14 protein-coding genes are annotated in these 15,328 nt (G+C 50.1%); 4 read left to right on the top strand and 10 right to left on the bottom strand.

The window, feature by feature from the left end; all coding sequences use genetic code 11:
* The first annotated feature begins 65 nt into the window (after positions 1-65).
* Positions 66-509, top strand: a complete 444-nt coding sequence (locus tag C2M29_RS12470; RefSeq protein ID WP_442792561.1) for a GNAT family N-acetyltransferase — start codon at positions 66-68, stop codon at positions 507-509.
* A gap of 35 nt (positions 510-544) precedes the next feature.
* Here C2M29_RS12470 and C2M29_RS12465 read toward each other — a convergent pair whose 3' ends face one another.
* The 9 genes from C2M29_RS12465 to C2M29_RS12425 form a co-directional block, all read right to left on the bottom strand.
* A complete protein-coding gene (locus C2M29_RS12465; protein WP_158684726.1) occupies positions 545-2,185 on the bottom strand; it encodes an OmpA family protein in 1,641 nt (546 codons plus the stop codon).
* A gap of 10 nt (positions 2,186-2,195) precedes the next feature.
* Entirely contained in the window at positions 2,196-3,791 is a 1,596-nt protein-coding gene (locus C2M29_RS12460) for a ShlB/FhaC/HecB family hemolysin secretion/activation protein (protein ID WP_105190070.1), read from the bottom strand.
* 424 nt (positions 3,792-4,215) lie between these two features.
* Positions 4,216-5,049 carry a hypothetical protein gene (locus tag C2M29_RS12455; protein ID WP_105190069.1) on the bottom strand — a complete coding sequence of 278 codons (834 nt, stop codon included), beginning with the start codon at positions 5,047-5,049 and terminating at the stop codon, positions 4,216-4,218.
* Between the two features lie 174 nt (positions 5,050-5,223).
* Complete coding sequence (locus C2M29_RS12450; RefSeq protein ID WP_105190068.1) at positions 5,224-6,573, bottom strand: sodium-dependent transporter; 1,350 nt, start codon at positions 6,571-6,573, stop codon at positions 5,224-5,226.
* Positions 6,574-6,770: 197 nt separating this feature from the next.
* A complete protein-coding gene (locus tag C2M29_RS12445) occupies positions 6,771-8,033 on the bottom strand; it encodes an ATP-binding protein (protein ID WP_105190067.1) in 1,263 nt (420 codons plus the stop codon).
* A gap of 22 nt (positions 8,034-8,055) precedes the next feature.
* On the bottom strand, positions 8,056-8,778 hold the full coding sequence (locus tag C2M29_RS12440) for a response regulator transcription factor (RefSeq protein ID WP_105190066.1): 723 nt from the start codon (positions 8,776-8,778) through the stop codon (positions 8,056-8,058).
* Positions 8,778-9,176: a DUF3019 domain-containing protein gene (locus tag C2M29_RS12435; protein ID WP_233998424.1), complete on the bottom strand. Its 399-nt coding sequence runs from the start codon at positions 9,174-9,176 to the stop codon at positions 8,778-8,780. The genes C2M29_RS12440 and C2M29_RS12435 overlap by 1 nt, the downstream gene beginning before the upstream one ends.
* Positions 9,166-10,002 (bottom strand): MipA/OmpV family protein, encoded by an 837-nt coding sequence (locus tag C2M29_RS12430; RefSeq protein ID WP_105190065.1) that lies wholly within the window; start codon positions 10,000-10,002, stop codon positions 9,166-9,168. Before C2M29_RS12430 ends, C2M29_RS12435 begins: the two co-directional genes overlap by 11 nt.
* Positions 10,003-10,098: 96 nt before the next feature.
* Positions 10,099-10,926: a hypothetical protein gene (locus C2M29_RS12425; RefSeq protein WP_158684725.1), complete on the bottom strand. Its 828-nt coding sequence runs from the start codon at positions 10,924-10,926 to the stop codon at positions 10,099-10,101.
* Between the two features lie 143 nt (positions 10,927-11,069).
* Here C2M29_RS12425 and C2M29_RS12420 point away from each other — a divergent pair, with 143 nt between their 5' ends.
* Complete coding sequence (locus C2M29_RS12420; protein ID WP_105190063.1) at positions 11,070-12,221, top strand: serine hydrolase domain-containing protein; 1,152 nt, start codon at positions 11,070-11,072, stop codon at positions 12,219-12,221.
* 84 nt (positions 12,222-12,305) lie between these two features.
* Here C2M29_RS12420 and yhbY read toward each other — a convergent pair whose 3' ends face one another.
* A complete protein-coding gene (gene yhbY, locus C2M29_RS12415) occupies positions 12,306-12,602 on the bottom strand; it encodes a ribosome assembly RNA-binding protein YhbY (protein ID WP_105190062.1) in 297 nt (98 codons plus the stop codon).
* 90 nt (positions 12,603-12,692) lie between these two features.
* Here yhbY and rlmE point away from each other — a divergent pair, with 90 nt between their 5' ends.
* Both rlmE and ftsH read left to right on the top strand, forming a co-directional pair.
* Entirely contained in the window at positions 12,693-13,322 is a 630-nt protein-coding gene (gene rlmE / locus C2M29_RS12410; protein WP_105190061.1) for a 23S rRNA (uridine(2552)-2'-O)-methyltransferase RlmE, read from the top strand.
* A gap of 64 nt (positions 13,323-13,386) precedes the next feature.
* Positions 13,387-15,321: an ATP-dependent zinc metalloprotease FtsH gene (gene ftsH / locus C2M29_RS12405; RefSeq protein ID WP_105190060.1), complete on the top strand. Its 1,935-nt coding sequence runs from the start codon at positions 13,387-13,389 to the stop codon at positions 15,319-15,321.
* Positions 15,322-15,328 lie beyond the last annotated feature (7 nt).

Here is a 15,328-nt window from a genome sequence, read left to right as displayed (position 1 = left end):
TAACGTTTGGTAATTAATTAAAAGCCCGGCTTAGCTGGGCTTTTTTGTCGGAGAAATCCATGAGTATTTTATGGCGGCATAAACATTTTAATGAGCTAAGCCTAGATGAACTTTTCACCCTGATGCGGGCTCGCGTCGATGTGTTCGTAGTGGAGCAAAACTGCCCTTACCCAGAACTGGATGATGCCGATATCGCAACGGATACGCTGCACCTATTGGGATATCAAGAAGGCCAGTTGTGCGCCTATGCCCGTTGTATAAGTAAAGGAGAAAACCTAGCCATAGGACGGGTGCTTTGTGTCGATAGATGGCGTGGGCAGGGGGTCGCTAAGGAGCTGATGAATGAGGCCCTGTCCCTGTGCCACAGTCATTTTCCCGGTCGCACAGTGGTGCTAAGCGCACAAACCTATTTACTCGACTTTTATCGCAGCTTTGGCTTTCAAACTAAGGGTGAGCGCTATTTGGAAGATGGCATAGAGCATCAGGATATGGAGCTAATCGGTCAATAGCAGCGCCTATAAAGGCACTGCAACCCTTACTCTAACTATTCAAAATGCACCCAGGTTATCCTTTGCTCTCGGGTGGCTTCAATAGCCTCGACAGTGGGCGCTTCTGCTTTGCAACAGCGAATCGCTAAGTTAAGTTCAATATGGCTCTCATCCACCCCTCTGGCAATTAGCTCCTGTACTATGATGGCAGAGCGGTGATGCGCCAGTGCGGTATTGTATTGCTCGCTGCCAAAACCGTCGGTTTCTCCTATCACAGTGATGGGAGCTGCACGATGTTGATATTTAGCTACAATCTCATCAAACATACCTTGTTGCTCTTTATGGATGAGCGAACTTGCGAAGTCGAAATAAAAAACAAAGGTACCAGGCTCAGCCTTTGGCCTCTCTATAAAATTATATTCCACATTGGGCACGTTTAGACCAACCACGGCAAAGTGGAATCCGTCATATTCCAGTGAATTGAGCTCTTCATGGGTGGCAAACTCGATGCCATCCGTTGAGTAAATATCAACCCGAGTGAGACCGGTTTGCGGCTGGGCGGTAAGTAAATGTGTCGTGGTACCGACATTTAGCTTATCAGGCGCTCCAATCTGTAATATTGGCTGAGTTAACGCTGTTACGGCAACGGGGCCTTGGTATGGGGTTGCCGTTGGCACAGCCTGTGGTACAGCCAGTGGCACAGCCGTTGGTACTTTAATTGGTACCATCGCTGGAGCCGTAACTATTTGCGGTGTTTTAGGCGGCACCGCAATGGGCCTTTTCATCGGCACCGCGATGGGCGTTTTGCCGGGCGTGGCAATAAGCTCAGGAGTCAGGACAGGCCTTGGCACTTTTTGTTTTAAGGGCGAGGGCACGGCCACATCAACCTTATTGGGCACCGGGTAGCCGGTGCTGACACCCGTACTAGTGGGGGTCGGTGTTTTCTGTTCGATGGGTGTCGGCACGGCCACATCGGCTTTATTGGGCTCCGGGTAGCCGGTGCTAGTCGGCGTCGGTGTTTTCTGCTCGATGGGCGTAGGCACGGGTACATCGGCTTTATTGGGCTCCGGGTAGCCGGTGCTAGTTGGCGTCGGTGTTTTCTGCTCGATGGGCGTAGGCACGGGTACATCGGCTTTATTGGGCTCCGGGTAGCCGGTGCTAGTTGGCGTCGGTGTTTTCTGCTCGATGGGCGTAGGCACGGGTACATCGACTTTATTCGGCTCCGGATAGCCGGTGCTGGAACCCGTACTAGCAGGGGTCGGTGTTTTCTGCTCCATGGGCGTAGGCACGGCCACCTGAGTAAGTTCAGGCTCTGCAAGTTGGGAAGGGGTTGGCTTGGTCTTTGAATTGTAAGTGGCCGTAGTAGAGGGCCGAGGCTTTAACGTCGCTTTTTGTCCTGGGCCGGAGGCATTCGGCCCCTTATGGTATTTTTTCTTAACCGCCAAAGGGTGAGTGATAACCGGGGTCACATCGACATTGTGTTCGCTGGTAGTTGAGCCCAGTGTCGGGTTTACCGGATCTGGGTTCGGTGTTGTGCCCGCATTATTGCCGCTATTAGGCGGATTCTGATTTGTTTGCCCATGATTTTGCTGGCACTGCCAGGAGTGGGACGTTTGGCAATGAGGCGACGCCTCGGCTACCTTGGCCACAGCGATTGATGTGACGGCCAGGGTGAAAAAAACTAGGTTACTTTTCATGACTGCGGCCTTAAAAACTGTAAATGGCTTGCGCCCAAAAGCGATAATCACTGTCCGATTCATCGGTGTCGAAACCCGTGAGGGCATCGGCCCCCAGATTACTACCGACCTGTTTTCCTGCAATTAAATTTACGCTGAAGTCATCACGCAGGTTGATATGGGCACCAAGGCCTAAGGATTTGAGCTTAATTTTATTGCGTAGGGTCGGGTTATTTAGTTGCCAATTTGGCCAGGTGTTGTGGTACAGCTTTGCCTCGCCGTATGAATAGAAGGCTGAGATCTGTGCGCCATAAAGGACGTTAAAATCATAACGAATATCGGCATAAACAAGGGTCGCGTCATCACCGCTCAGTTCACCGACCGGATAGCCGGGCGAGCTATATGGTCCGCCGATATAAAACTTTTGCGACGCGTCCAGGTTTTCGCTGGCTCGCTGACCCTTTAATGAAAGATAGGCAGAAAATGCGCCCCCTAGGTGCTGAGCACGCGCAAGTTCAAAATTTATTTTGCTAAAGTGACCGGACGTTTGTGCATTGGCGTTATCAAAGTCGATGTAATCCTCATTTGCGGCTATGTCCAGGTCGCCGTAAGTCACCGATAAGGAGTAGTAGGAGACTCCAGCGGCAAAGAATTCATCATCGTGATCGCCACTGATCCCAAGTTGCAGCGCATTGAGCCGCCTTTTCGAAAGAAGCCCAGAGTTATCGCTGTCTTTTGAATAGAGGTGGACCAAATCACCGAGGAAATTAAGGTTTTCATGGCGGCTAGCGATAAATGGGTAGGAGGCAAACACCCTGAATTCGGAGCTGTGTCCCTTGGCATCAAGTACGGCGAAGCGTTTACCTAATTTGTAGTCCACCGCATCCGCACTGAGGCCAAAGCGGGCGCCATTACCGCCCAAGGGCCTGCTGTAACGAACCAGGAGGTAATTCGACTTTGAGCCAGAACTTACCACATCAAGGCTGAGCAGATCACCCGACTTGGTGGGGCTGTTAACGTTAATATTTGCACCCAGGCGCTCTTCGCCGGTGTAATAATTTCCAAAATTATTGACATAAACACTGCCATCGAGCCTTGGCTCATCGAAGGTCTCAACTAAAAAATTGGCTGTACCCACTTCGGCGCCCGGGTAGAGCGTTGCCTTAGAGCTGATCCCGGGAATGCGTTCGATTAAGGTGATGACCCGCTCGAAGTCATCCGCAAGGACATGTTCCCCCTGAGTAATGTTGTTTTGCAAATAGGAGATGAGGCGTTCATTGTCTACCCGCTCCTGAGAATTAACCAGGTGAACGCCATTATTGGCCAGTAACCCTTCATAGACATGCAAAACAATCGTCCCTTTACTCACGGCCTGTGCTGGAATAATGACACGGGCCGCAAATAGGCCCTGGGCTCTATAGGCCTGCTGCAGCGCATTGGCGGCTTGGTGGATCTCTGTGGTGCTCAGGTTTTTATCCTTGTAGGGAGCCAGTACCTGTTCAACCAGCTGTTTGCTGAGTAGGGTATTACCATGAACTGCATAAGCCTGCACCCACACGGCTGCAGTCGACTGCGTCCGCTCGGTTGTGGGCAGCAACTGGTTTTGCTCGAGTTCGGCGCGCTCCACTGGTTTTAGAGGTTGCTTATTTTATTGTCGTACCAATGTACTTGGGTCCGCGTTCCTTACGGGAGGCGCAGCAGATGCGTATCCATACCCACACATAAATAGGGCTGCAGGTATCCAGATTGCTCTGCCAGCGAAGCAAAGTTTGTTCATGTTATTGTTGGCTTTTTCTAAAAGAGAAACAGTTGTTTTTCTACTTTTAGTCCATTTCCTTCTATTTTTCAATAAATTAGAAATGAATTTTTATATAAGGATGGCCGCTTAAGGTGACACGCCCAGCACATTTTTTCTTCAGTAACTTAGATAAGTTGGCCGTTAAACCTGTTATTTAATTCCTACTACTGAGGCGAGTCTTATGCTTTGAGGCAAAACAAAGCGGAGCACTAGGCTCCGCTTCTGGCTCTCACGGTTGGGGATATCTCATAGATTAGGGGTAGGTTTGGAAAGCCTGATCTATGTATGGGGCTAGCGGCTCAAGCGGCGTCTCTTGGGTATAGCCAAACGGGTCTTGATACTTGATCCTAAACTGGTGGTCAGTGAAGCCATCAGGGAAGGTCTGCGTTTGAATTTCCAAATCGGCCGCTTTAAAGAATGAGTATTCTTCGGCGGGAATGGGCGCAGGGACGTTAATGATTTTTTCTCCGTTGCCCATCCAGTTCACCTTGATCTTAAAACCTTCGCCATTGAACTCGTCAAACTTGGGCTTTTGATACAAGGTGAGGGTCATGTCTTTATCTTGGTAGCTGATGGTTTCAACATCGGCGACCGTCACCGGAGTGACATCTTTTAAAATACCGTTGGCGTTGAATATCATCAGGCCGTGCGAGTAATTTAGCTCGTTCAGCGCATTGGTCATTTCCATAACCTGTAAGTCGATAGTAAGGTCCTTACCGCCGCTAATCTTACCAGGAGCGGTTACGGTGACCAATACTTTGCTGTACACCCAGGCATCGTTAGCTACGGCTCTATATACTTCAGAGCCGTTATAACTGTATGAACCACCTTCTTTTTGAAAGCCTTTAACGATCAGGTTAGTGGCATTTTCGAAAACAATTTCGACTTCATCCAAAGATTGTTCGGGCGTATGAATTGAGCTCGATGTTTTGACCTTTACCTTTTTTACCATGTTCAGGTCCAGGCCCGGGTAAGGCACTGATGAACTGGCGCTAGGGTAGTTGATTTCATACTCTGCGGCCTTAGCTTCGGAGCTTAGGCCCAGTGTCAGAACTAGGGTAGATAAAAAAACCAGAATGGCTTTCATTTGTATTTCCTTGTTATGTGTTTGTTATTCCAAATGTGAAAGCCAACAAATGCTAGCATAGAAAAATCGGTACATCCCGTCTAACGAGCAATTAGCTTGTTTTATAAGGCATATTTAAGGAAAAGGGGTGATAAAAAAGGCCGCGAGTGCGGCCTTTTTTAGTATTACGTAGAATTAACGTAATGAGTTAATAAACACCAGGGCAATACACACTGGGCATACAAATTTGATGTACCAGGGCCAAATCTTCCAGAACCAACCGTCAGCGGCTTCCGGGTGGCCGGATTGGATTTCTTTAAGTAAAGACGCACGATGCCAAATCCAACCCACAAAAATACAACACATCAAGCCCAGCAGTGGTTGACCTATACGTGTGGTGATGGCGATCACCAGGCCGAAAAGCTGTTCGAAGTTAAGCAGGATGATGGTGCTGACAGAGCCTATCAATGCACCTATGGTCCAGGTGGCCGGTTTACGGTCAAGGCCAAACTTCTCTACCGTGTACGACACCGGAGCCTCGAGCATGGAAATAGAGGAAGTCAGAGCGGCAATACTCATAAGCGCGAAGAAAGCAAAACCTACAAACAAACCGGCGCTGCCCATGGTATCGAATAGGGCTGGTAGTACCTGGAATACTAATGTGTCTTCTGAGAGTAATTTACCTGCTTCGTCAAAGATTTGTACGCCTTGCTCTTGTGCCACATACATGGCTGGGATAATTAACAGACCGGCAACGAAGGCGATAAACACATCGATAAGCGTCACCGAAGCACCCAGGGTAACCAGGTTCTCTTGCTTAGAGATATAAGAACCATAGATGATCATCACGCTGGTACCGAGCGACAGGGAGAAAAACGCCTGGCCGAGCGCGCTTACCAACAGGGTCGGCTCGAAGATGGCGCTAAAATCTGGAAGTAAGTAATTGCGCAGACCTTCGCTGGCGCCGTCTTGGCTCATTACATAAGCGATCAACGCAAATAAAATACCCAGTAAGGCCGGCATTAGACGCTTAGACCACTTTTCGATGCCGTTCTCCACGCCCTTACTGATAATCATCACGGTCAGCACGATAAAGCCGCCGGCGAAAAGCAGGTTACGGGATAGAGACTGGCTGGTTAGCCAGTTTGCTGCCTCGGGAGCGCCTACAAGTTTGGCAACGGGTTCAGCCGTATAGCTGATCATCCAACCGGCCACGATGGCATAAAAACTTAAAATCATACCGGCACAAATAATGCCGCCAAAACCAACTAAAAATGCCAGTGGATGTTGCCATTTATGCTTGGAGACTTTTTTCAGCGAGCTAACGGCATTGGCTTGACCATAGCGGCCAACAACCAGTTCGGCCATTAATGCTGGATAGGCTAAACAGAAGGCCAGAACCAGATAAGCAAGCACAAAGGCAGCTCCACCATTAGAGGCGGTTTGAGTAGGAAAGCCCCAAATATTACCTAGCCCCACCGCCGAACCGGCAGCGGCCATTATAAAACCAAAACGGGAGCTAAACTCCCCACGCGACGCACTCATATTATTATACTTCTCTGTAGGTGAACTGCGCCCTAAATCTACTGTAATTTACATGAAATAAAAAGCACAAAGCGGTAATTAGTGCTGTGCAGCCAGGGTAAAGCGCGCTATACGGACAAATTCCAATCTATCCGCACAGTGCCTAGTTGCAGAGCGTCGCCACGTTACCGAATTGCCTGAGCGTTGTAAACACTGTGTTACAACGGTAGCCTTAAGGTGAATTGTGCCCCGCCTAATTTTGTCGAGGAGCCTACCTGCAAGTTACCCTGATGCCACAGCATCACTTTATGGCAAATGGCCAAGCCCAAGCCATAGCCATCCTGGTTTCGGTGCTTGGCACTTTGATAAAAGGGCTTAAGCACTGCGGCGCGTTCTTGTGGCGGGATACCGGGGCCATCATCGGCGATGGCAATGCATAGTTGTTGGGCATGGGTGTAGGCGCTGATAACGACCTGGCCATTGGCATAGCGTAGCGCATTGGTAATTATATTGTGGATGCAGCGGGCTAACCAATGCAGATCGCCATGCACTACCAATTCGCTGGGACAGCCTATGTGCAGCTGTTTATCGCCCAGTTGTGGTAGTAACTGCTCACCTACCTCCTGTAGATAGGGGAGAAGCTCGGTGCGGGTATAATTAAGGGCAATATTTTGTTGTTGCAGCGCGGCAAAACTGAGGTAGCTTTTGAGCATGGACTCCATGGTGTCAAGATCCTTTTCCATGCGCTTAAGGTAGGCCTGTTTGCTGTGTTCGTCCTCACTGTCCATGGCAGCATCAAGGCCAAAGCGCAGGCAGGCGATGGGGGTGCGAATGTCATGGGAGAGACTCGACGCCATCAGTTTGTTTTCGGCCAGAAGCGCATTTATCTGCTCGGCCATAGAGTTAAAGCTACGCTCGAGCTGCTGTGTATAGCTAAAACGGCTTTTAGCAATGCGGGTATCGAGCTGGCCTTTAGCAAAGCGTGTAGCGGCATTGGCTAAGGTGGTAATTCGGCGGGTCAGGGGAATAAGGGGTAACCACATGCACAGGCTAAAGCCGCTGTAAAACAGTACGGTGAGCAACAGATCATGCTGGCTACTGGCTGGCTTGGGTAAGCGCATGGTGAGGTGGTGGTCGTTCAGTTGCTCTGCTGAGCGTACCAGGTAGAGGCCATCTTCATCGGCCAGGGTAATGCCCTGGTATTGCTCAAGCTGTTGGCGTAGGGGCGAGGGCAAGGCCAGGGCGCTATTGGCTGCATAACCTAGGTCGAGATTAAAGTGGCTGTTAAGCTCCGCAAGTTTTTGGCGTTGTTGCTCTGCGGGATAGCTGCCTAAATAGGAGAGCATGCCGTTCAGCAGTGCCTGTTGCTGATTAAAGTCATTGTGTTCATCATTATCGCTGGCAATACCGTCTATCAGCCAGCTTAGGAGCACCACAGATAACAACGCCGTGCCCAATAGGGATAAGTAGAGCTTTTTCATGGCAGATGCTTACCTTTGTCGTCTAGTCGGAAACTTCCATATGCCAGGCATCTTTAACCAATAAATAACCTTTACCCCAAATGGTTTTGATCCGTTGCGGTTGCTCGCCATTGCCGTCAAACCGCTTGCGTAGTGCCGAGATCACCACGTCTATGCTTCTATCCAAGCCATCATATTCGCGACCCTTTATGGCTTTGAACACCGAGTCTCGGTCAACCACCTCGCCAGCGTGGCGGGCAAGATAAGCCAGCAATGAAAACTCGGCATGAGAAAGCTCTACGGGTTGCTCGGCCAAGGTCACGCGGTGTGCCTGAGTATCTATATGCAATTGTCCGACCTTAATATGGAGCGGCTCAGCGGCAGGCTGCGAGTCGTCGGTCATATCGCGTAAGTTAGCCTTGATTCGTGCCAATAACACCCTAGGTCGTGCCGGCTTGGCGATATAATCGCTGGCGCCGACTTCCAACCCGATTACCTCGTCAAGCTCATCGTCGCGAGCGGTGAGCATAATAATGGGTTGCTGATAAAACTGGCGTAATCGTGTACACACGCTAATACCGTCAAGACCGGGCAGCATGATATCGAGCAATATTAAATCTGGGTTGTGCTCACGCACATAGGCTTCGACATCGGCCCCGTTGTCGCATACACCAACGCGGTAGCCGTTTTGAGAAAGAAACTCTCGCATCCACTCGCTCAGCGAGGGGTCGTCCTCGACCACTAAAATAAGGGGTTGTTGGCTCATTAAAATAACCTCCATCGCCGTTTTTTCTGGCCACTGGTATACACCCACTGCACCCGTACTTCGGTGCTGGCAAGTACTTTTCCCGTGGTGACATGAAATAATTCAAAACCTTGTGCCGTGGCGCTGGCAAATTCCAATACCAGTTCACCTTGTTGCTGCTGTTGCCAGCAGTGAAGTACCTGAGTGGCCTGGCTTTGACGGATACAGTAGCGCTCCTCGTCGCTCACCTGCCAGTTCAAGGTGATATCCGAATAACAGGTGCGCCCTTGGCGCAGTGCCACACAGGTGTTTGGGGTACTTAAAAGCGCCGGGCCCTGGGTTGTATCGTCCTGGTTCTCAGCCGCCCAGCTCGGCGCGGCAAGCATTAAACTAAGGCTGGCACAGAGTCTAAAAAACATAGCGTATGCCTACCTTGGCCTTGTGCTGATATTCTTGAGAAATTATCGGGCTGTCGCTGATCTCTGAGGAAAACCAAGTCGATAACCAGCCCGCTAAAAACACCCAGTTTTGCGAGATCGGGTGCTCGGCGTGCAACTCCAGCACCACCGACTGAGATGCATGAGCACGGTAAATCGGTCGCTCAGGGGTGGCTTCATGAGCGTCTATGCCAAAGTAATAATCGGTAAAATCGCCGCCATAATAGTTAAGACCGAGTCCGGTGCGCAGCTCCCAGTTCCGGTATTGGCTGATACGCGTTAGGAAACTGGTAAAAATCCATGAATTATGGGTGCCGGTGACATCATGCATCAACTCAAACGACAACTGAGTGTCGTGATTACGCCGCGATAGCCGCAGCCCAACATCGAAATCGTAGTGGCGGCGGTCGATACCGGCGAGCTCGTCCACCACATCGCGGTCATAGATTTTCAAGCCGGTTTCATCGAATCCCGATTGCACATTGGTGCCGACAAGATCCAAACCCCAATCAAATTTATCGATCAGTGAGTAACCTATGACCAGGCCGCCACTCAATTGACTGTGGTCGATATCCAGATAGAAGTTGTTGTAGCTGATAACCAGGTTTAGATCCGGCTCAAGGCCGTCGTCATAAGAGTCGAGACCAACCAGATAGGAGTCTTCAATATAGTAGCCAGCGCCTATGCTCCAATCCCAATTAAAGCCTGGTTGGGGTTCCAAGCGGTTGTCGGAATAATAACGATTGGTGGCCAGACTTTGCTGACTAACGAGCAAGAATAGCAAAACAACTAGGGTACGGATTGGCATGGCTTCAGGCTTTTTATTTTATAATATGCTGGGCGTGCGCTGAAAACTGTAAGAAATTGTAGGTGGGCTTGTCGACGTATCGACAAGCCCTAGCGATCAGTTGATGTTGATCTTCTCCAGCAAAATACCGCTCAGGTAATAGTGCAGATCCGGCACCAAGGCACTGACCTCGGTGTCATTGCAGGCACCGGAGACTTTTTCCAGCGCCGAGGTTTTGCTTAAAACCTGATACTGAGGCGCTTTAGGGGCCGGCTTTTCGCCACGCTTGGCGAGGGCATCCGGAGAGTTATGTGTTTGTACAAACTCTTGAACCTGTTGCAGATTATCTATGTAATCCGTGATGGTCAGCTGATAGCGTAAGGGGTTGCGTTGAAAACTGGCGGTATCCAGGGAGGATTTTGCAAACCACACCACGTCCTTGGAGTCACGATGAAATAGCTTCATGCTCACCGAGCCGGAGATGTTACTGCACTGGCGCAGTGCAAACTCTTCGATAAGGCGCTCATCGCCCAAAATATGGCTGTTACTCAGGCGATAGTCGACCTCGTCGGCCTCACTGATATCCAGTTGATTGATGCTAAGAATATAGTCAGCTTGTTTGGCGTCACTGATCACCGTAAGCGACTTATCGTTGAAAATGGCCACCAGACGATTTCGCAGTCGGTCTGTCAATGCCACTTGCTCGCTTTCGATTACCACGCTTTGCCCACGCTTAACCGGGTGAGCAGGAAGCTGCACCGACTTTACCCGTGGCTGTTGGTGGTCAACCTGGTATTCGAGGACATAGGTACGCTCACTGAGACTCGGCTTTACCGGCATAGCAACCCTTTGCGCCTGTTGGACAGAAGTGGTTTGGAAGCTGCTACACCCGCTGATCAGGATTGCTGAGCCAAGCATTCCCAGTGCTAAAGAATTCTTCATCATACTGTTTATAACTCTTAGTTTCCTTTATCGCTGCGCCTGGGCGCCCATATCCGGGGTTACCCGCACAGCATTGTACGTGAGTTTAACCCAAAGTTCATGATAATATTTCCCCAATCTGAATTGTTATTACTAAAACAACAATAATGAAAACCAAGAGTTTAGTCGCATTTTTCTGTTTTTTCCTCAGTAGCTTAGTACCGGCTTATGGTGCATCCATAGGCAGCGATGCGCGCCAATGGCATGGTTTCGTCGACTCTTATGTCGCCGATTTAGAGCGCCAGCTTAAGCAAAAGCGCGTGCCTGGAGCAGCCTTGTCAATAGTGCACCCGGATTATCCCTCCATTGCCTTGGGCTTTGGTAAAACAAAAATAAGAAGAGGGCGTCAAGTCGATGTAAATACGCGCTTTCGTCTCGCCTCGGTGTCGAAGACCTTTGCCGGATCACTGGCCGCCAAGTTGGCCGAGCAAGGGGTCATAGAGCTTGATGCCCCGGTCTATCAATACATTCCCGAACTGCGCGGCACGGATTATAAAAATACTCTTAAGGTGTCCCACTTACTGAGCCACTCCAGTGGTCTGGTACCCAATGCCTACGACAACCTTGTAGAATCGCGCATGTCCTATCCGGATATTGTTGAAAAGCTGCTTAAAGTTGAACCCGTGTGTGAACCAGGGGAGTGCTATGGCTATCAAAATGTGATGTTTTCTTTGGTTGGCGATGTGATTGAACGCGCCAGTGGCAAAGATTACGAAACCTGGGTTCGGGAAGATATTTTCCAGCCGCTGCGCATGCGTCACGCCAGCTTAGGTTATGAAGGCATGATAGCCGATGAAAACTATGCTTATCCCCATGTGCGTGGGCGCAAACGTTGGCATACTGCGCGTTTAAAGAAAAACTATTACAAGGTACTGCCGGCGGCGGGCGTAAATGCCAGTGCCGCAGATATGGTGCAATGGCTAAAGGCCCAGTTGGGCATGTACCCCAGTGTGTTACCGCCTGCGGCGCTGCAAACTCAGGTGCAGCCTTACACCTTGACCTCGAAGGAGCGTCGTCGTCGAGTGTGGGGAGAGCATGTTAATGAAGCCTATTACGGCTTGGGTTGGCGTATTTACCAATATGACAATGAAACAATTTATTATCACAGCGGCTGGGTACAGGGTTACAGAACCGATATCGTGGTGATCCCACGACTCAATGTCGGCTTTAGCCTGTTGATCAATGCCGAGACGGGGTTGATTAATGAACTCACCACGCAGTTTATTGACCAGCTTTTGTCTTTGCCTCGTGTTGCTTAGCGAGGCTGTGGATGGGGTTAAAAACAAAAAAGGTCAGCAGTTGCTGACCTTTTTTTGCATGCGAGGAAATAGCACGCGAGGTGATTAATTGCGTGGCAATTGGATCTTACGATCTTCGCTTTGGCGATACAGGGCAATGATATGACCGATGCTTTGTACCTTGTGGGCGCCGGTTTCGCGTACGATGGCGTCAAAAATCAGGGCCTTTGTTTCACGATCTGTGGTGGGCACCTTCACTTTGATCAACTCGTGAATATCCAAAGCACTGTCTATTTCGGCGATAACGCCCTCGGTTAGACCATTGGCTCCCAGTAAAACCACAGGTTTCAGTGGGTGCGCAAGGGATTTAAGATACTGCTTTTGTTTATTGGATAGTTTCATAGATTTTATAAATTTTGCTGATTCGAGCTTGAATTACGGGTATTCTAACGCCATCTAGCAGATATTACTATTTAAGTTACGTGTTAATTTATGGCGAATAAAAAGCACTCGGCGAGCTCGAAGCGCTGGCTAAAGGAACATTTTGATGATCATTATGTTCATGAGGCGCAGAAACAGGGGTGGCGCTCGCGAGCGGTGTTCAAACTCGAAGAGATTCAGCAAAAAGATAAACTACTCAAACCCGGCATGGCGGTGGTTGACCTGGGGGCTGCACCCGGCAGCTGGTCCCAGTACCTGGCACAGCAGGTTGGCGACAATGGCCAGGTAATTGCCTGTGATATTCTGCCCATGGACTCGCTGGCCGGTGTTGACTTCCTTCAGGGCGATTTCCGCGAAGAAGCGGTACTCAATGCCTTGTTAGATCGTATCGATGGTAAAAATGTCGATGTGGTATTTTCCGATATGGCACCGAACATGAGCGGCAATATGAGTACCGATCAGGCCGGAAGCATGTATTTAGTTGAACTGGCCCTAGATATGTGTCACCAGGTGTTGAAGAAAAACGGCGCTTTTGCGGTCAAAGTATTCCAGGGGGAAGGTTTTGATCAGTTCGTTAAGGACGTACGCGAGAGTTTCCGAACCGTAAAAATCCGCAAGCCCGATGCGTCGAGACCGCGCTCTCGCGAGGTATATATAGTAGCGACGGGCTACAAACTGTAGTACAGTTGTCGGGAAAAGTTGAACTTAATTAATTTAGATACAAGAGGTTAACACCTTGAGTGATATGGCAAAGAATTTAATACTCTGGCTGGTTATTGCCGTGGTTTTAATGTCTGTTTTTCAGAGCTTTAACGGCTCGGAAAACATAGACAGGCAGACGAGTTACACCCAATTTGTAAAGGATGTACGCAATGGTGCTGTACGTGAAGTCGTTATCGATCGCGGCACCGGCGCTATTACCGGCACCAAAACCAGCGGCGAGCGGTTTCAAACCACCATGCCAATGTATGACGAAGACCTGATGAATGACTTGTTGAAAAACGACGTCAACACTAAGGGTGTTCAACCTGAAGAGCAGTCCCTGTTAGCCAGCATTTTCATTTCTTGGTTCCCAATGCTGTTGTTGATTGGTGTATGGATCTTCTTCATGCGCCAGATGCAAGGCGGCGGTGGCAAAGGCGCTATGTCCTTTGGTAAGAGTAAAGCCCGCTTAATGAGCGAAGATCAGGTTAAAACCACCTTTGCCGATGTGGCGGGTTGTGATGAAGCCAAGGAAGATGTTACCGAGCTGGTTGACTTCTTACGTGACCCATCCAAATTCCAAAAGCTAGGCGGTAGCATTCCTAAGGGCGTGCTGATGGTGGGCCCTCCGGGTACAGGTAAGACGCTATTGGCCAAGGCCGTGGCCGGTGAAGCGAAAGTACCGTTTTTCACCATCTCTGGTTCTGATTTCGTAGAAATGTTTGTTGGTGTGGGTGCATCGCGTGTACGTGACATGTTCGAGCAAGCGAAAAAAGCCGCACCTTGTATCATCTTTATCGATGAAATCGATGCCGTAGGTCGTCAGCGTGGCGCCGGCATGGGTGGTGGTCACGACGAGCGTGAGCAAACGCTTAACCAGATGCTGGTTGAGATGGACGGCTTTGAAGGCAATGAAGGCATTATCGTTATCGCTGCCACAAACCGCCCTGACGTATTGGATCCTGCGCTACTGCGTCCGGGTCGTTTCGATCGTCAAGTAGTTGTTGGTCTACCGGATATTCGCGGTCGTGAGCAAATTCTTAAAGTGCATATGCGTAAGGTACCTTTGGCAGACGATGTTGAAGCATCCGTGATTGCCCGTGGTACCCCAGGCTTCTCAGGCGCCGATTTGGCCAACCTGGTAAACGAGGCCGCCTTATTTGCCGCCCGTGGTAACAAGCGCGTGGTGAGCATGGCCGAATTCGACGCCGCGAAAGACAAGATCATGATGGGTGCAGAGCGCAAGTCCATGGTGATGTCGGAAGAAGAAAAAGAGATGACCGCCTACCACGAAGCGGGTCACGCCATCGTTGGTCGCATTGTGCCGGAGCACGACCCTGTTTATAAGGTGTCTATTATCCCGCGTGGCCGCGCCCTGGGTGTCACCATGTACTTGCCGGAGCAAGACCGCGTGAGCCACTCTAAGGAGCATCTGGAGTCGATGATCTCAAGCCTGTATGGTGGTCGTATTGCCGAAGCCATTATTTACGGTGATGACAAGGTAACAACCGGTGCCAGCAATGATATCGAACGCGCCACGGAAATCGCCCGTAAGATGGTGACTCAGTGGGGCTTAAGTGCCAAGATGGGTCCACTTCTTTATGCTGAAGAAGAAGGCGAGGTCTTTATGGGTCGTGGCGGTTCGCGCAGCATGCATATGTCGGATGAGACCGCCAAGGCCATCGACAGCGAGGTGCGCCAGCTCTCAGATCGTAACTATCAACGTGCCGAGCAGATCCTGCGCGACAACATCGATATTCTGCATTCAATGAAAGACGCACTGATGAAGTACGAGACCATAGATGCGAAACAAATCGATGACCTAATGGCTCGCCGTGAAGTTCGTCCACCGAGCGATGCCCATGACCAAAAGGCTGCCAAGGCTAAGCCGGTAGCGGATGAGTCCGCAAAATCGGCGCCAGAGCAAGACTCCTCGTCCACGCAGGATGACAACCCAAGCTCTGAAGACGATAAGTAATAAACTC

The sequence above is a fragment of the Pseudoalteromonas sp. T1lg48 genome, from assembly GCF_002964785.1.
Taxonomy (GTDB): Bacteria; Pseudomonadota; Gammaproteobacteria; order Enterobacterales; family Alteromonadaceae; genus Pseudoalteromonas.
The sequence above is the reverse complement of the archived record's forward strand: the minus strand, read 5'-3'. Positions and strand labels throughout refer to the sequence as shown.

Bases quoted from the DNA above. Each gene is read 5' to 3' on its own strand.
- C2M29_RS12465 (WP_158684726.1), bottom strand. From the start codon at position 2,185: ATGAAAAGTAACCTAGTTTTTTTCACCCTGGCCGTCACATCAATCGCT.
- C2M29_RS12425 (WP_158684725.1), bottom strand. From the start codon at position 10,926: ATGATGAAGAATTCTTTAGCACTGGGAATGCTTGGCTCAGCAATCCTG.
- C2M29_RS12445 (WP_105190067.1), bottom strand. From the start codon at position 8,033: ATGAAAAAGCTCTACTTATCCCTATTGGGCACGGCGTTGTTATCTGTG.
- yhbY (WP_105190062.1), bottom strand. From the start codon at position 12,602: ATGAAACTATCCAATAAACAAAAGCAGTATCTTAAATCCCTTGCGCAC.
- C2M29_RS12440 (WP_105190066.1), bottom strand. From the start codon at position 8,778: ATGAGCCAACAACCCCTTATTTTAGTGGTCGAGGACGACCCCTCGCTG.
- C2M29_RS12430 (WP_105190065.1), bottom strand. From the start codon at position 10,002: ATGCCAATCCGTACCCTAGTTGTTTTGCTATTCTTGCTCGTTAGTCAG.
- ftsH (WP_105190060.1), top strand. From the start codon at position 13,387: ATGGCAAAGAATTTAATACTCTGGCTGGTTATTGCCGTGGTTTTAATG.
- C2M29_RS12435 (WP_233998424.1), bottom strand. From the start codon at position 9,176: ATGTTTTTTAGACTCTGTGCCAGCCTTAGTTTAATGCTTGCCGCGCCG.
- C2M29_RS12455 (WP_105190069.1), bottom strand. From the start codon at position 5,049: ATGAAAGCCATTCTGGTTTTTTTATCTACCCTAGTTCTGACACTGGGC.
- rlmE (WP_105190061.1), top strand. From the start codon at position 12,693: ATGGCGAATAAAAAGCACTCGGCGAGCTCGAAGCGCTGGCTAAAGGAA.
- C2M29_RS12450 (WP_105190068.1), bottom strand. From the start codon at position 6,573: ATGAGTGCGTCGCGTGGGGAGTTTAGCTCCCGTTTTGGTTTTATAATG.
- C2M29_RS12420 (WP_105190063.1), top strand. From the start codon at position 11,070: ATGAAAACCAAGAGTTTAGTCGCATTTTTCTGTTTTTTCCTCAGTAGC.